Consider the following 21,623-nt stretch of genomic DNA (forward strand, 5'->3'; position numbering starts at 1 on the left):
AACGACTCTGATGGACCTACCATCATCTTAATTACAGCATTCAACCATTTTATTTATTGCCATGGTTGATTCTTGGCACACTATGATTAGTACAGGAATAAAAGTGAGTTTTTGTTTCCGTTTAAGCGATTAGCCGAATCTTTTTGTTTGTTTTTATTTTTTTTTGTTTATAAGCCAAAAGACTTAGCGGACATTATAAATATACATAGACCTTAACTAAAACCCGTATTAATTATAGCCATCGTTGGCAATAATTAATTTGCACTCAGTAATTCAGAAACATCACTTGTCAGATTGACTAGAGCCTGTTCAACTTGTGATTCTTTTAGAGAACTTAGTGCTTCGTCAGGTGGATTCACAGATTGAAATTCTGATAGGTTTTTATCTTTTGTAAATAAGCAAGGTCTAACTATTAAGGGTAAAATTCTTGTTCCATTTTCTTTTGCGTTTCTTAATAAAGTAGGAAGTTCATCACTACGAACGAAGTCAGAGGCTAAGAAGTCTGTAGAAATAATAAGTATAGCAATTCCTGAATCGGTAAGAGCATTTTCAATTTCAACCTTCCATTTATCCCCTGATTTAATTCTTGTATCATCCCACAAATCAAAAGAATGGTCATTATGTTTTAAAACTTTTAGATTTGTTTGGACTTTTGTTAGCCATTCCTTGTCTTTGTGCGAATAACTTATAAATATTTTATTTTTAACAACCTGTTTAGTTTTCATTTTTGCTACGCTGTTTTTACTTAATATCGTTGCCTTTTGTGCATTTTTAAGATAATTTATTGAGTTTCCTTTTAACTTTGTTAAGTCCAAATACGTCCTATCAATATTATTAGAGTTTTGTAAATTTCCGAAGCAATAAATTGCTTTTAATGCACCAAGACTTTCAGCAATCGATTTTTTAGGAAATGTTTTTAGATTTAAATTGTTTAGCCATAGATTCTTTAGTGCTTCTAGCCTTAGAACCTCAAGTGGAAAAATTTCAAAATCATTTTTAGACAAGTTCAATTCTTGAAGTTTTTTTAGATTATCAGTTGTTGCAGGTAATTTTGATATTTTATTGTTAGCAATTTGTAGCACCTTAAGTGCTTCTAAATCTCCAATTTGTTTAGGTATTGTTTTAATTTTATTGTTATTAAGATTTAATACCTTAAGTCTCTTCAGGGAACAAATTTTCGAATAAAAGTTAATAATAGAGTTGTTCGATAAATCAAGGAGTTCTAAATATTTCATTGACTCAATTTCCTTCGGTATTGACTTAATTTTATTATTACTTAAATTTAATTTTTTAAGATTTTTAAGTTCAAATATTTCTTTAGGAAACTGAGATAAATTTTGATTAGATAAATCTAATTTTGATATTTTTTTTGAAGGAATGTTAATCATATGAAGTTGAAATCTTTATTCTCTAAATATACTTTTAAAATTATATATTTGTTCTACCCTTAGGAGGAAAGGGGATTAATAAATTAACTGAGGAGATACTAATAGCGGTTTCATGCATAATATGGTGAAAAAATCTAGATGTATTTAGATTTCGTGTTTTTACTATATACTCAGTCGTTTCGACAACCTCACGATAGATATTTATAAATATTTACCCGAGCCGTCTAATGACACTCGGGTTTTTTTATAATTACCCACAACGGTCTTGTGGTCGAGTAGACAAGGGGAATTTCACCCCAAGCCTCTCACAGAACCGTGGTTGAAAGTCTCCCCTCACACGGCTCTTCTAATTTAGTATACAAATATAAGCTCATCCTTTTTCAAGTTGGCAAATTGTAAATTAAAATTAGCTCATCCCTTTGCTCCAGTTCCATTACACTCCCGATCGCTATCGGGATCAACACTACTACGAATGAGTCCGCCACTGCTTATAACTTCTCCCATTACCTAACGGGACTATCTCTCGATTGTTTCCATTGTATATTTCCCTTTGACTTGAAGCGAATCCTAATGCGGTAGCCTTACACAAGTCTATTAACTTCGAATCAATAGTTCTTTATTTATAGTTAAATATTTCGTATATTTATAGATGGAAAAAATAGACTTAAGGAGTGTTTCTGATCAGGAAAGAGGTATAATTCGAAGGGATGCTGTAAAAATGATAAAACGTGGAGATAAAAAAAAAGACATAGCTCTGTTTTACGGTGTTCATGTAAATACTGTTAGAGATTGGTGGAAGCTTTACAATAAAGAAGGTCATAAATCTTTGTCATATCAAAAACGAGGAGTCAAATCAGAAGATCGAAAACTACTCAATAAAGATCAAGAAGCTGCAATCCAAAAAATGATTATTGATGTAATGCCCGATCAACTAAAGTTAGATTATGCTTTGTGGACTACAAGGGCAGTAAGGGATTTGATAGCAAGAGAGTTTAGTATTACAATCGGAAGAAGAGCTGTCGGTAATTATCTCAACGCTTGGGGATTCACGCCTCAAAAGCCAAAAAAGAGAGCTTATGAACAATGTTCCAAAAAAGTTCAAAAATGGTTAGACGAAGAATATCCAGCAATAAAAGAGAAGGCAAAACAAGAGAAGGCAACTATTCATTGGGGGGATGAAACGGGTGTAAAAAACAATAATCATCATGGACGTTCCTATGCTCCAAAAGGAAAAACTCCTGTTAAAAAACATATGTCGAAGCGGTTTTCAATCAACATGATTTCTACAGTTACAAATCAGGGTTTAATTCAGTTTATGATATATAAAGAAAATATGAACTCAGATGTATTTATTCAATTTTTAGAACAGCTCATCAAATCGCAAGAAACCAAAGTATTCTTAATCCTTGATAATTTACGAGTCCATCATAGTAAAGTTGTAAAGAAATGGGCGGAAGAAAATGGCGAAACCATAGAACTATTTTACCTGCCATCATACTCACCTGAGCGAAACCCAGATGAATATCTGAATTGCGATTTAAAGTATGGACTCTCGGATAAACCGGCACCAAAAACACAAGAAAAAATGAAAGAAAATTTAGAGAATCATATGAAAATGCTTCAAAATGATAGCGAAAGGGTAGCAAAATATTTTAAACATGAGAGCATCAAATATGCTGCATAAAATTAAAGATCTTTAAGTGCGAGGTTAATATCATCCATAAGCAGATTCCCAAGTTCCGTAACTAAGCCCAAGTAAAGTTCTTGCCATCTGAATGATCCCGAAAGATATTGGGACCTTACAGAAAATAAATAGGTCATCTCTGCAATTAATAGTATCAATACTATCACTTTTCACTCCGTATCGCCCCCTCGCGCCTGCCGGCTCGTTCACTAAAAATGTCCTCGGGACATTTTCTTTACGTTCCGCCCTTTAGCTTTTGACTGAAGTAGCAACTTCTCTGCCTGCCCCTTTTTTCGGGGACACCTCATCGATGGTTCACTGAAGTTTATCCTGAACTTGACGAAGGGTTCAACTCCTTTACTCATACCTTGCCAACCTCGTGGACTAGATTCTCCTAAACGCTCAATACCAAGACTATTAATCAAAGCACCTTTAGGTGGTTTAAGGCCTCGCCTATGCAACGACTCTGATGGATCTACCATCATCTTATCTACAGCATGAAGCCAGTTTAATGCCATAGCTGATTCTTTCCACACTATGGCAAGTAGGGCTTGAAACGTACTTATTTTCCGATTAAGCACTTAGCCAAATTTACAATTTTTCGCTTTTATTATTTCTTCTATAAACGCCAAATTAAAAATTTAGCGGACTTTATTAATAAGCACAGACCTTTCGGTTTAGCACAAATGCCCTATGTTTTATACATTGTTACCCACTAGCTTTTATCCGTAAACTAGCTAGCGTTGGCAGAAGCGATACTCTTTAACAAGTTTTGGCTCGTGCGGTTGGCTTTTGAGCGACTTGGCAATGTGTATGGCTTTGTGCGTTGGCTATTACACTCTGGTTAATTCATCCATTAATGCTCTACGCTGTGGATACTGTTTCCTAAATAATTCTATCAACTCATTTACTTGTTCATTCCCACCTAGTTTTTTCATTCTACGTAAATATCTACAAGCTGTTTGGTAGTGATTTCGCCCAATATATTTTTCTACATAATTCGTAATTCTTTCGCTGTACAACTCAATTAATTCTGGAGAATAGCCTTTTGATAAATACTGTTCATTTTGTTGGATGTTTTCCATTGAAAGATTTTGTTTAAGCATAATAAACAATCTATCCCACCATTCTTCTTTTATGTAAATATTTCGTGTTAACTCATTGTAAGTCCATCTGCTTTTAGGGGTTACCTCTTTTATTATTTTTTCTAAAAATGAATGCCAGTTTTTATCCTCAACATTCTCTTTTAAAATTTGATAATAATCTTGTTCAGGATGAAAATTGTCAATAAAAAGAAACCTTGAATATTCAATGATTTTTGAAGTTTCCTTTTGTGATTGAGCAACTTTCAGTAACCAATTATACCAAACCTTAACCAATCCTGGTTTATCTTTTTCGTCAGATTTAATTCCATCTTCGGAAAGTTTTATTACTTTTTCAAAGTTCCCATTTGCAAATGCCTTTTCTATCTCTTGTTTTCTGATGGATGAGTTTGATATATGCTTATTGATGTACGTTTCTACTTCTTTTTTATCTTTAAACTTTCTTAATAGGTCTAATTTAAGAGATTGAGCTCTTTCTCCTTCATAATCTCCATTAACAGTATCTAAGCAATCAAGAATAATATCTGCATCACCTTCTTTCTCAATTAATTCACAAGCAATATGAAGCATTCCTAAATGCCAATCCCAGCCTTCAAATAGTTTATGCTTAAAAGCAGTAATACAATATTTAAAGATTCTCTCTATTAATTCTTTTGGAAGTTTCTCTTTGGTCAAATTAGAAAGCAACTCCATGGCAGATTCTATAAAATAACCTATATCTCCATTACTATCATCTCCATACTGAAAAGCTTCTGTCATTTCTTCCAATACAGCGGTACTGATGAAGAATACATTTTCAAAATTATTATTTACCAAATACTTTTGGGCGTTTTCTAAAAATGGTTCTGTGGTATTGACAACATATTTCATATCTGACCAGTCTATCCAACCTTCTTTTCCTGCTGCTGTTTGTAAAATAGAATGAATCTGTTTTTGATAAAATTCTTTGGATTGATCTTGGCTTAAATGACCAAAGGATGCTAAAAAGTAATTTCTGAATTTCTTGTCTTTTTTGCTATTTTCCTGTACAAATTCTATTAATTCTTTATGCGAAATTGCCTTTAACAATTCTTTTACTTGTTGCGGAACGGATTTTGTCTTTTTCTTTTTTGGCTTTGAAATCTTTGTTTCATTTAATTCCAATTTATCTTGTTGCAAATGAAAAATTACTGCAACTACGTGTTTACAAATAGGACCTATATCATAAGGGCAATCGCAATTATGAACTACAATAGTATTATTTCGAATCTCTAATTGGACGGTGTACTCCTCCGTACTCGAAACAGTGGCTTCATATTCTCCGTTTGAAATTTCTGAAAAATCGGTTATTGCTCCTCCTTTAAAATAGGATAAACCTCTTTTTAGGATTTTTTCATCAATGAGTTGCTCAAATTCGTTTAAAGGTATTTTCATTTTTGAATATGGAATGGTTATTTACTCTGATTTTAGAATTGGATTTTTTTCTAAATCATAAATATTTTCTGATATTTCAACTCGAAACCAAAGGGTAAACATTTTATAATTACGCTTTTGAGGCCATTCTTTTTTGTTGGTGTGCCATTCACCTAATTCCATCATAAAGAATTTATCGAATTTCTTTTTCAACCATTTTTCTGGTTCATTAATGGAATCATCAATTAAATAAGTTTTTGTTTCTTTAAAATCTTCATCAAAATCTTCTTCTGGGTTTAAATTAGAATACCAGTCTAAAAAAGGCTGTTGCGGCCTTAGGGTAATTGCAGTTCGGTTAATATAATTTTCTTCAAAATCATCTGAGGTACTCTCATTTTCTAAAGAATCCATCATATTAGCCAAATAAGCGTCTTCTTCTTGGGTCACAATACTTAGAATGGGGTCTTTACCTGCTTCAACTTCTTTTAATTCAAAATCTACTATAAAATGTGTAAAGGCTTTGTACTTTTTTGTCTTATGAGCTATCATTTTTTTTAATAATGAAATATTTTCACCTTCTTTTGTTATTGAATCCATTGCTTCTTCAATATTCTCTTTTGGCATAATAGCATTTATATTCGCCATATTCCAAGCATTTATTGCAAATTCAAATATTTCTTCAGTGTATTCTGTATCTATAAATTCATTGGCAAAGGGTGTCATAAACTGTTCTAATAGTTCAGAATATTTTACACCTTTATTTGGTACTAGCTTGCTTCCAAACATATTAATCACTTTATTTTTCATCTTTTTTTATTTTAAAATGCATTAAACTTATCTCCCATAGCGTGTTTTAAATTCCATTTTTTGGTGGTGTCTAAAGCACGCTCGAGTACAATTAACTTTTGGTCTATGTTGGCTTTGAAATGCTCTACAGTTTCATCTTCAATAATGACGTCTAAACAAATTAAAGTCTCTTTGTTTCCATCTGTAGCAAATAGCATCTCATTCTTTTTAAATTCGGCTTGCTTCGTTAACGTATAATTGAGTTTAAAACCGTTTTTTATTAATATTTCAGTAACCAATTCGTCTCGGTTAAAAGCATTTACCAATTGTGCTTCTTTGTCTTTAATGTACTTTTTAAGCAGCTCAATATTCTCTTCTTCTGTTTTTTCAGGGTCTGGTGCAAACTCTACTCTTGTAAAGTTTGATTTTTGAAGTTTGAATACTTTAAAGCCAAGGGGCTTTAGTGGTAAGTCATTAGTTGATGAGTCGTTAGTAAATAAATCTTTAGTCTCCTTTAACTTATGACTTTCAGACTTACGACTAAGTTCTATTTTTTCTATCACTCGTTTGTTACGTTCAATAGTAATGTCCCATTCTCCCATTCCACAACCGTGAAGTGAGATTAAAAGTCCGAAACAAAATATTTTAACGATGTCTTTCAATTTGTAAACTGGTGTTTTTTTATTCTGAGTAACATTTTTTCAATTATCTAAAATCAATTACTTATGTTTATTATTTTCAGATGCATTTTCCTTTTTTTCGAGGCCCAAAAGTTACCTTAAAGTAATTATTTTCCTTCCCGAAAAAAGAGAAATTACCCCCAACGTATAGATAAAACAACACGTTGTGTTATCCACTTTGTCTAAAGAATAAACTTAGTGATTTTTTTATTGTCTTAAAAGTCTTAACATTAAATACCTGTTTTAATAAACAGTGAAATCTCGGAGGTAATTAATCTACCTCTCAAATCACAATAGTAGAATACACTCTATTATAAATACTTCAATACTACCCTAGTAACATTTATAAATATGACATTTTATAGCTACTAATAGGTGAATTACTAGTTGATTAATGACATGCCATGGCTTTATAATTATCTTGGATAGGGAGACCCGCGGGTTAACAGAAAACCATTGCTTCACCGTTGGTTATAAAGTTGAAAGTTTCTTTTTTGTCTAGATAGGCAGAATAAAAACAAAAAAAGACTCAGAGATTTACAAATGCGAATCTCTGAGCCTAGACTTCTAATGTTTCAAATTAAAATAATAAAGAGTTGTTTTTTACCAAAGTTCTTTGCTGGCTTTTTGTGCTTTTCTTATTTCATTGTCACGATTACTTTTCCAACAGTTCTACCAATTTCAAGGTGTAAGTGAGCATCTCCCATCTTTTCAAAAGCAAATGTTTTAGAAATATGCGGTTTTATAGCTTCACTTTCCAGCATGTTTTTAAGAGTGTTCATATCATCTCCATTGGATTGCACCATAGTGAAGGAAACGTCAACATTGCGTTCTTTTGCTAATTTCAAAATTTCATCAGAGAAGTCAGCTGTTGGTAATGAAATAATTGTGCCTCCTTTTTTTGTAACTTTTATTGAATTGAGTAGAATATCTCCATTAAACATATCCAGCACAAAATCTACATCTGTAAGAATTTCTTCAAATTTTCGAGAATTGTAATCTATATGCTCGTCAGCACCAAGTGATAGTATAAAACTCTTATTTTTTGCAGAACTTGTAGAAATTACATAAGCACCTAATGATTTTGCAATCTGAATAGCAAAATGACCCACGCCACCAGAACCACCATGTATTAGTACGCGATCACCTTTCTTAACTCTTGGTTTTAATGTTTGTAAAGCGGTTAATGCAGCCAAAGTTGTAGCTGCTGCTTCATTGAAAGATATGTTTTTAGGGATTTTAGCCAATTGATCTTCAGGTGCTGCCACAAATTCTGCATAAGCCTTACCACTTCCTGGAAAGTTAATCATGCCAAATACATTATCTCCAATTTCAAATTTTGTTACATTATTTCCAATAGCAACAATAGCTCCAGATATATCCCATCCTATAATAGCTGGGCGTTCTGCTCCATTTAATGAATTTAGGAAGTCTTCAAGAACTCTTATTTTAAAATCTACAGGATTAATACTTATTGCTTTTACTGAAATAAGAACTTCATTTTCTTTTATTTCTGGTTTTTCAATATCCTTAATTATAAAATTTTCTACACCGCCTGCTTGTTTTAATACTATTGCCTTCATTTTTTTTATTTTATATTTGTACTATTGTTTTTATAGTTGCAAAATTAAGTATAGTTTTTAGTTTGCACAATAACGGTCGGAAAGGATAGTTTAAAATTTATTTAAAATAAGGAATTATGCATTTAATAAAAGGAAAAGAATATCCTTGCCATTCAAGTGTTACCATGGCATTAATAGGTGGTAAGTGGAAAACGGTAATATTATTTCATTTAATAGAAAAGCCGTTGAGGTATAATGAACTTAGAAAAGGAATGCAAACTGTTACGGAAAGAACACTCAGCTTGCAATTAAAAACTTTACAAGAAGATGGGATTATTAAAAGAAAAGTGTTTTCTAAAAAACCACCTTTAAAAGTCGAATATTCTCTAACCGAATTTGGAAAAACACTGATCCCTCTTTTGACATCTATAGCTAATTGGGGAGATTATGTTACTACAAAGTTTTTAAAATAATATTTCTATCTTAGATGTGCTTGTTACTAAATTGTATGGATTTAGTGATTTTCTTATCGTCCTAAAAGTCTTAACATTAAAAACATACTTAAATAAATGGTGAAATCTCGGAAGTAATTAATCTACCCCTCACATCATAATAGTAGAATAGACTCTATTATAAATACTTCAACACTACCCTAGTAACATTTATAAATATGATGTTTTATAGATACTAATAGGCAAATTACTAGTTGATTAATGGTATGCAATGGCTTAACAATTAGCTTGAATATGTAGACTCGCGGGTTAATAGAAACCCGTTGGTTATAAAGTTAGGTTTCTGTTTTGCCTAGACTACTAGTGTTTCAAATCAAAGTAGAAAAGAGTCGTTTTTTACCTCAGTTCTTTGTTGTCAGTATTAATTCTTTTTATCTTCTCCAGTACTTGTCGTACTTTATCTTGATTTAGTGGTTTTTCTATATAATCTACCACACTGCTAAATTTGCTTGCCTGATTCTTGTCCTTTTGGCGAATGGATGAGGTAAGTATGACCACTTTCATATGCATGCACAAAATCTCTTTTTCTGCTCGGGTAAGAAAAGAAAAACCATCCATAACTGGCATATTTAGGTCTAAAAACACTAAGTCAGGACAGTCCTCTTTTTTTAATCTGTCCAAAGCTTGTTTACCATCGGTGACTGTGGTGATATTGTTAAAGCCCATTCTTGTTAGTACCTTTTTTGATAAAAAATTTCCAATATCGTTATCGTCTACTAATAGTATATTTGTCTCAGTCATAACCTAAGTAAATTTTAAATGTTGTGCCTTTGTTTATTTCGCTAGTCACCTCAATGGTCCCTCCATGTGATTCTACAAGTGAATTGACAATGTACAATCCAATCCCGCTGCCTTCAACGTGTGTATGCTGCCGTTTGAAGAGTCTAAATATATTGTCCGTTGAACTACTTAAGTCCATACCCAGACCATTGTCTTTGATAATAAGGTAACTGCCCTCATCTTTCTGCATTGTCTTAATCTCGATAAGTGACACTTTATTCGGTTGTCTGTATTTGATTGAATTTCCGATCAAATTTTGTAAAATACTTTGAAGATAAAGCTGTGGATAGTATATGTCTGGCGCCTTAGAAAAGTCTGCTCGAATTTTCACCTTAGCCTCCTTAATTTGTGCAGCGAGGCTTTCTGTTACGACATTGAATACCTTTCTAAATTTGAGATGCTCATTATTGGGAAGATGAGACTCCTGTATTGCAATAACCTCATTTAAAACGTAAACGGTATTGCTTATGCTTTCAATAGAGGTAATGACCTTGTCAAATAGCCCCTGACAGTTTTTTTTTATACAGTCTGTTTCGCCAATAAACTGAATAAGTGACTGAAGGTTGGTGAGCGGCGATTTCATATCATGAGCAGCTATAAAGGTCAGTTCTTCCAATCGTTGATTCGTTTTGAGCAGTTCCCTCTCTGTTTTTTTTAATGCTGTGATGTCACGAGTAACTATCGCAAGACCTTTTCCTGTCATAAAAGCTCGAACGCTAAATTGTTTTTTTCCAAATTTTTTAGATTGGCATACATCCTCACTCATAAACGGATTGCCGCCGCTTATAACTGCTTTGTATGCCTTCAAGCGGCCGGTTCTTTGAACGTCTGGGAAAAGTGATTTTAGATTCTCACCAATGATTTGCTTGCGGTTCATTTTCATTAGCTCTAGACCCGCATCATTAATTTCCAGTAGATTAAATTTCTCATCGTATAATGAAATTGAGTCAGGCGAATTTTCTATAAAATCTTTTAAAATTTTCATGTTTGTTCAATAATGACTTGCTGCTAAAAATATTTAGCTTAGGAGACTTGTAGATACAAATTAAAGCATTTTTATATAATTTTGTGCATTTTTAAGTAATTTTATGGGAAACAATTGGTGATTATTTAGAAAAAAAAAATTAAATATAACACAAACTCCTCCAATTTCCCCTTACTGGCAAATCCCAGATCAGTCAACAAATCACATAGAGAACCCCCCTGAGCCTGCCTATGTGTTAGCCTATCGGCATGCCGTATGTTTAATTATTATATGAAGTTAAACCAAGGCTAAAGTACTTTATCAATTGTCCTATTCTTTTAAAATTTGCATGTTAGATGGAATATATTTGGTAATCTCAGACAAGAACTACTGAATAAAAATATTAATTATATATCACTTCGAATTTTGAATGACAAACTCACTAATATCGCCTAATACCAAATTAGACCTTTAATGACGCAATAAATCGTTTCTTTTCCGCCTGCTTTTCATCAAAAATAATTGCCGTAGCTAAGGCTATGCTAGTTATTTTTGATTTCAATCAATCAGTCAAAAAATAATTCAATTTATTCATACGGCATTATAAATATAATTTGGTATAAGATATCTTTGACGAATGCTCGCTTTCCAAATAATTTTAGTTTAACTAAAAAGCCAACCCCTGGATGCATAGCATTAAAATGTTTACTCTTCAATAAACTGTGTGTTGCTTCTGGAGATATTTTCAAGTGGTAATTATCCTTATTATTTGTTAAAAAAATACGCTCATAAGTTTGATGAGATTCTTCAAAGTCAACATTCAAATCTTCTGCACCAAATGCACCAAAAACAGGGCATCGAATATTTTTTAAATCTTGCTCTGCGTCACTTGAAATATTTTTTTTGACAAAATAAAATCGGTCTTCGCTCATAAAGTCACACTCCTCTTCTTGTTCATTTTTACATTCTTCTTTCTGGTATGCTACATAGTCGGGATAAGTACTAGTAGCATTAAAAAGATTAAAATCAACTTCATTCTGTTTTACTTCTGCTTCAATCGCCTTCTCGTTAGCACCTTCTAGCTTCATTCTTGTTCGAGTTAAATAGTTGCTTTGTCGTTTCCAATTAATCGCACCAGAGACGCTAATGATAAAATCAGGATAATCTGATAAGGTCGCTACTTTCGGCATTACCCATCCTGCTTGACTAAAGCCAATTAATCCTATAGAAGAAAAATTAAAACGAGTATCTGCTTGAATAAAGTCAATAGCGGCAATCACTTCATTTGCTCGGTCTTCCATGGATTGATTGAGCCATTTTCCTGTACTTTGCCCTATGCCTTTTTTATCCCAAGACATACTAGCAATACCTTTTTCAGCTAATTCATTCCAGATATGTTCGTAATAGCCATAGGCATCACGTTCTAGTTCTCCGTCGCCATGAACAAAGATAACTAAAGGGGTTTTCTCTTCAAGGATATATTTTTTCTTGGGTAAATTCACGACTCCTTCAATGGTGTCAGATTGAAATTGAAACTGGATAACTTGACTTTGATAATTCGTTTTCCCCCACAAGAAATTCATGGCAACTAAAGGTATAATTATGAAGGAAATTATTTTTGATATTTTATTCATTGTATAAATTCAAGTAATAAATACAACTTTTTAGAAACATTAATTTAAAGTAATTAAACTTTCAATAACGCACAGAGCATTTTTTTTATTTTGCTATTATCTTTTTCTCATTCTGAATAAAAATAATACTATTAAAATGTATATGCCTTAATAATCAATGGTGCTTATTTTCATTTTTATAGCTTTACATATCATGCTTCAAATTCAATTAGTTGATGTGTCATTACGGATAAGAACATTCTATGTATGAGACCTTTTATCAAAATAGGATATCATACCAAATTAGACCTATAATGTCGCAATAAATTGTTTCTTTTTCGCCTGCTTTTCATCAAAAATAATTACCGTAGCTAAGGCTATGCTAGTTATTTTTGATTTCAATCAATCAATCAAAAAATAATTCAATTTATTCATACGGCATTATAAATATAATTTGGTATCGATCCCAGCACATTGAAAAATTCTGTTAACTATGGCTTGCCTTCTTAATTTTTTAAAGCAGCAACTAAATCAAGCGTTAACTCTATTCTTTTTCGGTCACTGAATTTTTAAATTTTAATTCTATTTTTAAAAAAGGTTTTAACAAAGCTAGCAGTAAGACCATAAATTTTTAAATCCATTCGTCTACACTTAAAAGCATTTCATCTAAGGATAACTTGTGATTGAACAAACCTCAACATTAATTTTTTAAAAATAGAGTAGCTTTATCTATTAAACAATAATTTTAGATATGCTAAAAAAAAAAATAAACGTTTTATTGGTTGAAGACAATATTATTGAGGTGATGAAAATGGACAGAACCATTTCATTATTGAAGTTAAAGCATAAAATAACCAAAGCGAAAACGGCAGATGAAGCCTTCGAAATTTTAAAACAAAAAGAGAGTTTTCCAGATATTATTTTATTAGATCTAAATATGCCAAAAATGAGTGGCATAGAATTTTTATCAATCTTAAAAAGCAACGACAGTTTAAAGCACATTCCAACCATAATTTTGACAACATCAGACAATGAAAAAGATTTAAATAAATGCTACAAAATCGGTGTTTCTGGATATATCTTAAAGCCTTTAAAGTATGAAGATTATGTTAAAAAAATAGAAATAGTGTTATCTTACTGGTGTATAAATGAATTAAAAAAATATTAAATAAGAAAGGCTAAGTCTTTACTAAATCCTTAGACTTGGTTGATGAAAAATTAGTTTCGAAAATAGTTAGCCTGAACATCCAATAGTGTGTAAATCATATGCACTCAGAAACACATAAGTTTGTCCTAATTCAAAATTACCTATCTTTATTATTGAAGAAAAATTGGAATTTATAAACCAATTGGGGTAAATGCATCATTTTGGACTTTAATTAATCCATGAAAAGTTTTAACACTAAAGTAGCATCGCTACTTGTGTTATGGAAAAAGTCCTGAGGCAAAAATTATCATTAACAAAAAATTAATGAACCAAAACAAAATTGACATATTACAAAGGGATTTAAAAAAAGAAAAAATCGCAAGAAAAGCGGCAGAAAAAGTAGTAGAAAATAAATCTAATGATTTATTCCTTTTAGAGGAACTAAAAAAAAGAAACTTAGAGTTAGAAAACCTTTTAGAGCAAAAATCTTCTCAATTAGAAGGTGTTTTCGAAAATATTAATGACGCTTACATTTTAATGGATATGTCCGGCAATATTCTAAAAATGAATGACATTGCTATTGCCTTTTTTGGATATAATATTGAAAAAGAAAAGCTTAATGTTTGTGATTTAATTTATCACGAAGATTTAGAATATGGATCTAAATCATTTGTTACTTTAAAGGAAGAGGGATTATTCACTAATTACAGGACAAGAGTTCTAACGAAAGATAAGCAAGTAAAATGGGTGCAAATTAATGGAAATCTTATTGTTGATAAGGAAAATAAACCCACTGGTGCACAAGGAATTATTAGAGATATTACCTCTGAAAAGAGAGCTGAAGATTTATTGAATGAATCTGAAAACAGGTTATCATCTCTTATTAAAAATTTAGATAGTGCTGTATTGCTAGAAGATGAGAATAGAAAAATAATCTTAACGAATAACAAATTTTGCGAACTGTTCAATATACCTATTTCGCCAGATTTACTAAAAGGGGAAGACTGTGCTACTGCTGCAAATGACAGTAAAATTTTATTCAAACAGCCAAAAGAATTTATCTCTGGAGTAACAAGCCTCTTAGAAAAAAAACAACAAGTTTTAGGAGATGAATTAATTATGGCTGATGGAGAAATCTTAGAACGAGATTTTATTCCAATCTTAAATGGAAGTGTATACAAAGGGCATCTTTGGACCTATAAAAATATAACTTTACGAGAAAAATACAGAGAGAGTCTAGAAGCCGAAAAAGAAAATTATAGCAATATTATTGCGAATATGAATCTTGGAATAGTAGAGTTAAATACTAATGATGAGATTTTATTGGTCAATCAAAGCTTTGCTCAAATGTGTGGGTACTCCCAAAAAGAACTTCTGGGTAAAAAAGCTAAAGACGTATTTGAACTGTTAAACGAAGCCGATCCTACAAAAATAGAAATGGATAAACTCGGAAAACGTGAATCCAACTCTTATGAACTTAAAATAAAAAATAAGTCTGGTGCTATTAGAAATTTGTTGGTAAGTCGCACACCTAACTTTAATATTAATGGAGAGGTTATTGGCTATGTAAGAATTTATTTAGATGTTACAGAGGCCAGAGAAAATGCAAACTTAATTCAAGAAAAAAAAGAGGAGTTGGATATTATTGTACATAATTCTTCCATAGGTATAGCTTTAACTCGGCATGGTCGAATCATAAAAACAAATGCTGCACTTCAAAATATGCTAGGATTTTCTGAGGAAGAATTAAACACCTTTGCAATAAAAGATTTATCCTTTGCCGAAGATTCCCCCTCTTTTAAAAAATATATCAATCAGATTACTCTAGATAAAATCAATAATTTTACGTTCACAAAAAGATATAAAAAGAAAGACGGCACAATTATTTGGACAAAGACTGATGTTAATGTTGTAAGGGACAAGGATAGAAATATAAAGCACCAAGTCACTTTTATTGAAGACATTACCTCACATAGAGAAAAAACCCTAATCATTGATTTAATAAATAATCTTACCAAATCAATATTAGGTAAAACAGATATCATTGAGATTGCTTGGGAAATTGTAAATAATATTGCAGCGTACTTGGATACTGACGATTGCGTTATTTATTTGGTGGATCACGAAAAAGAAACGACAGAACAGATAGCAGTTTATGGAGCTAAATTGAACAATGACAGTCAAATTATCAATAAGTTATATCTTCCAAAAGGAAAAGGAATCGTAGGAAGTGTTGCTAAATCGGGGAAGTCTCAACTCATAAACGATACCTCTAAAGATGACCGTTACGTCATAGATGAAGAAAGACGTTTTTCTGAAATAACCGTACCTATTATGAGTAACGGTATTGCTATTGGAATTATTGATTCTGAACATAAAGATAAAAATCACTACACGCAAGAGCACATTAAAACACTCGAGAGTATTGCCGGTTTGGCAGCAATAAAATTAAGAACAGCCATAAGCATAAGAGAGCATAAAAAAGTAGAAATACGAAATGAACAGCTACTTAAAAAGTTAGAAGAAAGCAATAATGAATTGAATGAATACGCCCATGTGGTCTCTCATGATTTAAAATCACCTTTACGAAGTATCGATGCCTTGGTGTCTTGGATTAAAACCGATAACGCAGATTTATTAAATGGAAATACACTTCAGAATTTCAATTTAATTGAAGACACCTTAGAAAAAATGGAACTATTAATTTCAGATATTTTATACTATTCTAGTATCGACGCGATAACTTCAAAAAAAAGTAATGTAAATTTAAATAGTGTTGTAGAAGACTTGCAAAAAATTCTTTTTATTCCAAAAAACATATCCGTTCAAATACTTAATAAATTACCTGTCGTAAGAGGTGAGAAAACTAAATTTCAACAACTTTTTCAAAACTTAATTAGCAATGCCATTAAATTTAATGATAAGGACAAAGGCCTTATTCAAATAGATGTTTTAGAAAATAAGTCATTTTATCAATTTTCAGTAAAAGATAATGGAATTGGAATTGAAAGCAGGTACCTGGATAAGGTTTTTAAATTTTTCCATTCATTAAAACCAAGTAAGGAATCATCAGGTATTGGGCTTTCCATTGTGAAAAAAATAGTTGAACTCTATCAAGGCAAGATTTGGATAGAATCTGAACCAAAGATAGGAACGACTTTTTATTTTACATTAAAAAAATAATTATGGAAAAACCCAACTTAGACTATGTAGAAAAACTGGCAAGAGGAGATGAATCTTTAAGGAAAAAGCTCATCGATATTATAAAAAATGAGTTTCCTGAAGAAAAAGAAGCGTATTATAAAAGTTTAAAAGATAAGGACTTCAAAAAAACAGAAGAGAATGTTCACAGACTTAAACATAAAATTATTATATTGGGACTTGAGGAAAGTTATAAAATAGCCAATAAATTTGAACATGATCTAAGAGAACTTAATTTGGGCAGAGTTAAAGATTTTGATAAAATTTTAATAGCTATTTCATCTTACTTGAAAACTATTTAGGTCTTATGGATTGTATTATCGTTGATGATGAACAGATGGCAAGAGTTATTATTAAAACTCTTTGTGACGAGATAAAATTTTTAAAAGTTGTTGGTGAATTTTCAAACGCAATGCAAGCGATTAAGTTTTTGAATGCAAACGAGATAGACCTCATTTTCTTAGATATCCATATGCCAGATTTTAGTGGTGTAGACTTTATTAAAACATTAAAAAACCCTCCAAAAATAATCTTAACAACTTCAGATTCACAATTTGCCATTGAAGCTTTTGAGTATGATTTTATCGTAGATTATTTACTAAAACCTATAGAGTTAGCACGATTCCAAAAAGCGATTCTAAAGGTCCAAAAACATGAACCTACCTCAAACGAGGTAAAATTAGATTCAGAAATAAAGAACGATTTTTACGTTAATATTGATAGGAGACTTATAAAAATACATTTGGAGAGTATTTGTATTGTAGAAGCAAAAGGCGATTATATCCATATAAAAACAGAAGAAAAAAATTATGTAGTCCATTCTACACTAACAAGGATAGAAGAAAAACTACCGAATTCATTATTTTTAAGAGTACACCGCTCTTTTATTATTAATGTTAAGAAAATTGTTGATATAGAAGATAATACTGTTGTTATAAAAAGAGAAGTCATCCCTGTAAGCCGATCTAAAAGACCTGAATTAATGAAACGCTTGGATTTATTATAACATTTCGCCAATGCTTAATTAGTAAAGACCAAAAGAAGCCTCTATAGTTTTTAGATTTTTAGTAAATACCTAAATCATAAAAAATAGTGTTTATCACACTACCTATAGATACTACTTCTATAGATTTTAATCTTTATCAAAACATCAATTTTGGTATAGCAGCTAATTTTAGTATTTGATAATAGCCTTTTGCTGTTTATTTTTTTAGGCAGGATTATAAGATGCTGATATGCCTTTTGATTTATAGTATTTTAGTTTTTATTTATACCAAAATAAATAATCCTCGGGGCATTCTCACGGGGCATTTAAAGGGCTTTTTTTGATTGATGAAAACCAGCTGTTTTCAAACTTTCCTCAAAACACGAGGCAAGCCTCTGGGAATTAAACTCAGCTGAAATTAAAACAAAATCAGGAGTAGTATCTAACGGTACAGAAGCTGCTTCAATTCTAGGAATTTTTATATGCTTTTCACCACACTGCTTTGTCGTAAATAGCTATTCCTCTTTCTTCAGATGAATTAGATTCTTTGTTTTACAGGAGACACTTCGGAAATCGGAAGGTTGAAATAAAATGTTGTTTCTACATTAGGAATGCTTTTTAAATAAACTTGTCCATTATAATGAGAAATAATTTTTTTAGCCATGCTTAATCCAATTCCTGCGGATTTAGTGGATTCCATTGCTTCAAACATGTTGAATATTTTCTTGTGGTATTTTTCGTGTATTCCAATCCCATTATCTGTGATTGAAAAAACATAATCTTTCTGGGTAATATCACAGGCTATTTCAATAAAACCGGTTTTTTTATCAATATGGTTTAGAGCATTTCCTATTAAGATTTTAAATACTTTTTCCACCATATTTTCGTCAACAAATAAGGTAGGTAATTCATTTTTTATTTTAATTGTTACAGCAGACGGTTTATGGATTTCATTTATAATCCGTTTTACAATAGTATTACTATTTACTAATTTGTTTTTAAAAGTAGCCGACGTGATATTGTTATAGTGTTCTAGTTTTGCTAATAGTAGATCCATTTTTTCTATTCTGTCCTCCATCAATTGAAAGTTGATAGTAGAATCTTGAAAATTATTAGTTTCATCCCGATCCTCTTGAGACCAAGTTAATAGATCTGAAATATTTCTTAAAGAAGATTTTAATTCATGTGAAATTAAATGAGAGTAATTATCTAGTTCATTTTTCTGACTTTGAAGAATCTTAGATAATGCTCCAGTTTTAGCACTAATAGTTTGGTCTATTATTAATTTTTTCTTAATTTTATTTTTAACAGCATTCAGCAGATCGTCTACATTTGTAGGTTTGGTTAAATAATCTTCAGCACCTAGATTCATCCCAATTCTAATATCTTCCTTTTCTGCTTTTGCTGAAAGGAAGATTAATGGAATACTCACCGTTTTATTATTTGTTTGTAGTTTTTCAAACATTTCAAAACCGTTAAGCTCTGGCATAAGTATATCTGAAACAATAAGATCTGGCTGCTCTTTTAGAGCTAATTCAAAACCGATTAATCCGTTTTCAGCCTGAAAAACCTCATAACCCTCCATGAGCAGGATATCATAAATCTCCTCTCTTATCGCTAAGGTGTCTTCTACAATTAATACTTTATACATGTTGTTTTTTTAAAATCTTTATAATAAAGGATGTTCCATTTCCGAGGGTACTATTCACAATTATCTTTCCTCCTATTGCATCTATTGCTTCTTTTACAATTGTTAAACCAAGACCTGTTCCCTGGATTAAATCAACATTCTTTCCTCTAGAAAAAGGCTTAAAAATAGTTTTAAGCTCTGATTTGGAAATTCCTATTCCATAATCTGTTATCGTAATAACGGTGTATTTTTTTTCGGAGGACAATGCAACAGTAATATTTTTAGTGGTTGGAGAATACTTTACAGCGTTACCGATTAAGTTGATGAAAATGTTTCTACCTGATTTTTCATCAATAAAAATATCAGTCATTTTTAGACCTTCGGCATCAATTAGTTTGATATCGTGTGATTTTTCACAGGCGCTAGAAACTTCGTCAATTATTTCAGACATAAAGTCTCCAATATTTATATCTACAGGATGTTGTATAATTTTACCTGCTTCGGCCTTACCAACAATTAAAATATCGTCTAGTAGTTTTGTCATATGCAAAACCTGATCTTCAATTTTGTCTAGTTTTTTTTGTATTAAAATTGGCTCCATTTTAGACCAGTATTTTTTAATAGAGCCTGCAGCAAAATTAATTGATGATAACGGAGTTCTAAATTCATGTGAGGCCGTTGAAACGAATCTCGATTTTAACTCGTTTAATTCTTTTTGCTTTTCTAAGGCTTGGTTTAATTTTAAGGTTCTTTCATTTACCTTCAATTCTAACTCGTTACGATAACCATCCAACTCAGTGATATCTTGTCCTACTCCTAATACACCCGTAATTTCTCCTTTAGCATCTCGACGCGTACTTGAATTTAATAATACCATTACACGCTGTCCATCTTTAGCAAATAGCGGGAATTCATAGTTGGCAGTTTCTTGACCAAGCAACGCATCGTCCAATACTTTTTTAACCGACTCCCTATACTCTTTGGTGATGTAGTTTTGCACCAAATCTTTCCCTAATACTTCGTCTTTTGTAAATCCAGTAATTTTTTCAGAAGTCTGGTTCCACTCATTGACGAGTCCTCTACTATCAATTCCAAAAATAGGAGCATTCGCAGTATCAATTAACAATGTCAAATCATGCGCGACATGTTCCATTTCAAAGCGGTAAACTTCAAGTTCAGTTTGATAGGCAAGTTCTTTGTTAGCAAGGATAAGTTCATTTGCACGTTTTTGCTTCTCTTTATTGGCCAGAACTAACTCGTCAGCACGTTTTTGTTTCTCTTTGTTGGCTAGAATTAATTCATCTGCCCTGTTATCTTTCTCTTTATTCTGAAAGGCAAGTTCGGTATTGGCGATGGCTAATTCATCCGCACGTTTTTGTTTCTCTTTATTCTGAAAGGCAAGTTCAGTATTGGCAATGGCTAATTCATCTGCACGTTTTTGTTTTTCATTATTCTGGAAAGCAAGTTCGGTATTGGCAAGTATTAACTCATTTGCACGTTTTTCTTTTTCATTATTCTGGAAAGCAAGTTCGGTATTGGCACTATTTAAATTATAGATATTTTCTTGTAACTCTACTCTCTTTTCTTTGAGTAAGTACTCAGTTTTAGAGCGTTCTTTTTGTTCTTTTTTAAGATTTTTTTTTAATTCAATTTTGGCCTTTTCAGCTTCTGTAATGTCTGACATGGAGATACCAACTCTATTTTTGGAAATTTTCCATGCAGTAACGCGATAAAACTTATCATATGCAGCGCCATAACTTTTAAATCTAATTTCCTCTCCTGTTTTATCAACACTAGCAAAAGAAGTAAACCAATTGTCTTCTATGACATCAACGATTGAGGATATTTTTTTGTTTACTAATTGCTCCTGGGTTTTACCAAAAAACTTTGAGAAACAAATATTTGTTGCCCGATTATAGAAATCGATAGGTTGACCGTCCGTATCATAAATAAGCTCTATGACATTAACCATGTCTGCCATATTATCAAAGAACTCTTTATATGACAGCTCTTTTGAAGAAACAATAGCATTTTCTTTTAACGCAATGAGCTCCATTTCCAGTTCTTTATACGACGGTTTACTCATAATTTTATAATTTTAAATTAAACCTAGTACGCTTTTGTTTTTATAAGTTTATTTACTTTCTGCTCACACTATTATAACCCGTTATTTCTCAACCCAACTTTAAACAAAAG

16 protein-coding genes are annotated in these 21,623 nt (G+C 31.6%); 6 read left to right on the forward strand and 10 right to left on the reverse strand.

Features of this window, described 5'->3' with window-relative positions; translation table 11 throughout:
* Nucleotides 1-254 precede the first annotated feature (254 nt).
* The gene (locus P700755_RS18685; RefSeq protein WP_015023977.1) at nt 255-1,388 is read right to left on the reverse strand and encodes a leucine-rich repeat domain-containing protein; all 1,134 of its coding nucleotides are present in this window, start codon (nt 1,386-1,388) and stop codon (nt 255-257) included.
* Between the two features lie 649 nt (nt 1,389-2,037).
* Between P700755_RS18685 and P700755_RS06795 the strand changes: the two genes are divergently transcribed.
* Nucleotides 2,038-3,072, forward strand: coding sequence for an IS630 family transposase (locus P700755_RS06795; protein WP_015023751.1), 1,035 nt, complete (start codon nt 2,038-2,040; stop codon nt 3,070-3,072).
* An 833-nt stretch (nt 3,073-3,905) separates the two neighbouring features.
* On the opposite strand, the gene P700755_RS06805 is transcribed toward P700755_RS06795, so the two are convergent.
* From P700755_RS06805 to P700755_RS06820, 4 genes are all read right to left on the reverse strand, one after another.
* Nucleotides 3,906-5,588, reverse strand: a complete 1,683-nt coding sequence (locus P700755_RS06805; RefSeq protein ID WP_015023979.1) for an SWIM zinc finger family protein — start codon at nt 5,586-5,588, stop codon at nt 3,906-3,908.
* A 21-nt stretch (nt 5,589-5,609) separates the two neighbouring features.
* Nucleotides 5,610-6,374 carry a hypothetical protein gene (locus P700755_RS06810; RefSeq protein ID WP_015023980.1) on the reverse strand — a complete coding sequence of 255 codons (765 nt, stop codon included), beginning with the start codon at nt 6,372-6,374 and terminating at the stop codon, nt 5,610-5,612.
* A gap of 11 nt (nt 6,375-6,385) precedes the next feature.
* The gene (locus P700755_RS06815) at nt 6,386-7,015 is read right to left on the reverse strand and encodes a hypothetical protein (protein ID WP_157609264.1); all 630 of its coding nucleotides are present in this window, start codon (nt 7,013-7,015) and stop codon (nt 6,386-6,388) included.
* Between the two features lie 656 nt (nt 7,016-7,671).
* Nucleotides 7,672-8,616, reverse strand: coding sequence for an NADP-dependent oxidoreductase (locus P700755_RS06820; RefSeq protein ID WP_015023981.1), 945 nt, complete (start codon nt 8,614-8,616; stop codon nt 7,672-7,674).
* Between the two features lie 116 nt (nt 8,617-8,732).
* Between P700755_RS06820 and P700755_RS06825 the strand changes: the two genes are divergently transcribed.
* Nucleotides 8,733-9,068: a winged helix-turn-helix transcriptional regulator gene (locus P700755_RS06825; RefSeq protein ID WP_015023982.1), complete on the forward strand. Its 336-nt coding sequence runs from the start codon at nt 8,733-8,735 to the stop codon at nt 9,066-9,068.
* 375 nt (nt 9,069-9,443) lie between these two features.
* Here the strand turns inward: P700755_RS06825 and P700755_RS06830 are convergent, their stop codons facing one another.
* From P700755_RS06830 to P700755_RS06840, 3 genes are all read right to left on the reverse strand, one after another.
* Complete coding sequence (locus P700755_RS06830) at nt 9,444-9,848, reverse strand: response regulator (RefSeq protein WP_015023983.1); 405 nt, start codon at nt 9,846-9,848, stop codon at nt 9,444-9,446.
* On the reverse strand, nt 9,841-10,872 hold the full coding sequence (locus P700755_RS06835) for a PAS domain-containing sensor histidine kinase (RefSeq protein ID WP_015023984.1): 1,032 nt from the start codon (nt 10,870-10,872) through the stop codon (nt 9,841-9,843). Before P700755_RS06835 ends, P700755_RS06830 begins: the two co-directional genes overlap by 8 nt.
* Before the next feature lie 566 nt (nt 10,873-11,438).
* A complete protein-coding gene (locus P700755_RS06840) occupies nt 11,439-12,485 on the reverse strand; it encodes an alpha/beta hydrolase family protein (RefSeq protein WP_015023985.1) in 1,047 nt (348 codons plus the stop codon).
* 730 nt (nt 12,486-13,215) lie between these two features.
* On the opposite strand from P700755_RS06840, the gene P700755_RS06845 reads away from it, so the two are divergent.
* The 4 genes from P700755_RS06845 to P700755_RS06860 all read left to right on the forward strand — a co-directional run bounded on the left by P700755_RS06845 (nt 13,216) and on the right by P700755_RS06860 (nt 17,818).
* Nucleotides 13,216-13,632: a response regulator gene (locus P700755_RS06845; protein ID WP_015023986.1), complete on the forward strand. Its 417-nt coding sequence runs from the start codon at nt 13,216-13,218 to the stop codon at nt 13,630-13,632.
* A 303-nt stretch (nt 13,633-13,935) separates the two neighbouring features.
* Nucleotides 13,936-16,794: a PAS domain S-box protein gene (locus P700755_RS06850; protein ID WP_015023987.1), complete on the forward strand. Its 2,859-nt coding sequence runs from the start codon at nt 13,936-13,938 to the stop codon at nt 16,792-16,794.
* A 2-nt stretch (nt 16,795-16,796) separates the two neighbouring features.
* Nucleotides 16,797-17,114, forward strand: a complete 318-nt coding sequence (locus P700755_RS06855) for a hypothetical protein (protein WP_015023988.1) — start codon at nt 16,797-16,799, stop codon at nt 17,112-17,114.
* A gap of 5 nt (nt 17,115-17,119) precedes the next feature.
* A complete protein-coding gene (locus P700755_RS06860) occupies nt 17,120-17,818 on the forward strand; it encodes a LytR/AlgR family response regulator transcription factor (RefSeq protein WP_015023989.1) in 699 nt (232 codons plus the stop codon).
* Between the two features lie 517 nt (nt 17,819-18,335).
* Here the strand turns inward: P700755_RS06860 and P700755_RS18690 are convergent.
* Both P700755_RS18690 and P700755_RS06870 read right to left on the reverse strand, forming a co-directional pair.
* Nucleotides 18,336-19,448 (reverse strand): sensor histidine kinase, encoded by a 1,113-nt coding sequence (locus P700755_RS18690; RefSeq protein ID WP_015023990.1) that lies wholly within the window; start codon nt 19,446-19,448, stop codon nt 18,336-18,338.
* On the reverse strand, nt 19,441-21,513 hold the full coding sequence (locus P700755_RS06870) for a sensor histidine kinase (protein ID WP_015023991.1): 2,073 nt from the start codon (nt 21,511-21,513) through the stop codon (nt 19,441-19,443). Before P700755_RS06870 ends, P700755_RS18690 begins: the two co-directional genes overlap by 8 nt.
* Between the last annotated feature and the right edge of the window lie 110 nt (nt 21,514-21,623).

Origin of the sequence: Psychroflexus torquis ATCC 700755, from assembly GCF_000153485.2 — a bacterium.
Taxonomy (GTDB): domain Bacteria; phylum Bacteroidota; class Bacteroidia; order Flavobacteriales; family Flavobacteriaceae; genus Psychroflexus; species Psychroflexus torquis.

Coding starts and splice junctions, on each gene's coding strand:
- P700755_RS06805 (WP_015023979.1), bottom strand. CDS start 5,588: ATGAAAATACCTTTAAACGAATTTGAGCAACTCATTGATGAAAAAATC.
- P700755_RS18690 (WP_015023990.1), bottom strand. CDS start 19,448: ATGTATAAAGTATTAATTGTAGAAGACACCTTAGCGATAAGAGAGGAG.
- P700755_RS06840 (WP_015023985.1), bottom strand. CDS start 12,485: ATGAATAAAATATCAAAAATAATTTCCTTCATAATTATACCTTTAGTT.
- P700755_RS06820 (WP_015023981.1), bottom strand. CDS start 8,616: ATGAAGGCAATAGTATTAAAACAAGCAGGCGGTGTAGAAAATTTTATA.
- P700755_RS06855 (WP_015023988.1), top strand. CDS start 16,797: ATGGAAAAACCCAACTTAGACTATGTAGAAAAACTGGCAAGAGGAGAT.
- P700755_RS06830 (WP_015023983.1), bottom strand. CDS start 9,848: ATGACTGAGACAAATATACTATTAGTAGACGATAACGATATTGGAAAT.
- P700755_RS06845 (WP_015023986.1), top strand. CDS start 13,216: ATGCTAAAAAAAAAAATAAACGTTTTATTGGTTGAAGACAATATTATT.
- P700755_RS06870 (WP_015023991.1), bottom strand. CDS start 21,513: ATGAGTAAACCGTCGTATAAAGAACTGGAAATGGAGCTCATTGCGTTA.
- P700755_RS06795 (WP_015023751.1), top strand. CDS start 2,038: ATGGAAAAAATAGACTTAAGGAGTGTTTCTGATCAGGAAAGAGGTATA.
- P700755_RS18685 (WP_015023977.1), bottom strand. CDS start 1,388: ATGATTAACATTCCTTCAAAAAAAATATCAAAATTAGATTTATCTAAT.
- P700755_RS06835 (WP_015023984.1), bottom strand. CDS start 10,872: ATGAAAATTTTAAAAGATTTTATAGAAAATTCGCCTGACTCAATTTCA.
- P700755_RS06825 (WP_015023982.1), top strand. CDS start 8,733: ATGCATTTAATAAAAGGAAAAGAATATCCTTGCCATTCAAGTGTTACC.
- P700755_RS06810 (WP_015023980.1), bottom strand. CDS start 6,374: ATGAAAAATAAAGTGATTAATATGTTTGGAAGCAAGCTAGTACCAAAT.
- P700755_RS06860 (WP_015023989.1), top strand. CDS start 17,120: ATGGATTGTATTATCGTTGATGATGAACAGATGGCAAGAGTTATTATT.
- P700755_RS06850 (WP_015023987.1), top strand. CDS start 13,936: ATGAACCAAAACAAAATTGACATATTACAAAGGGATTTAAAAAAAGAA.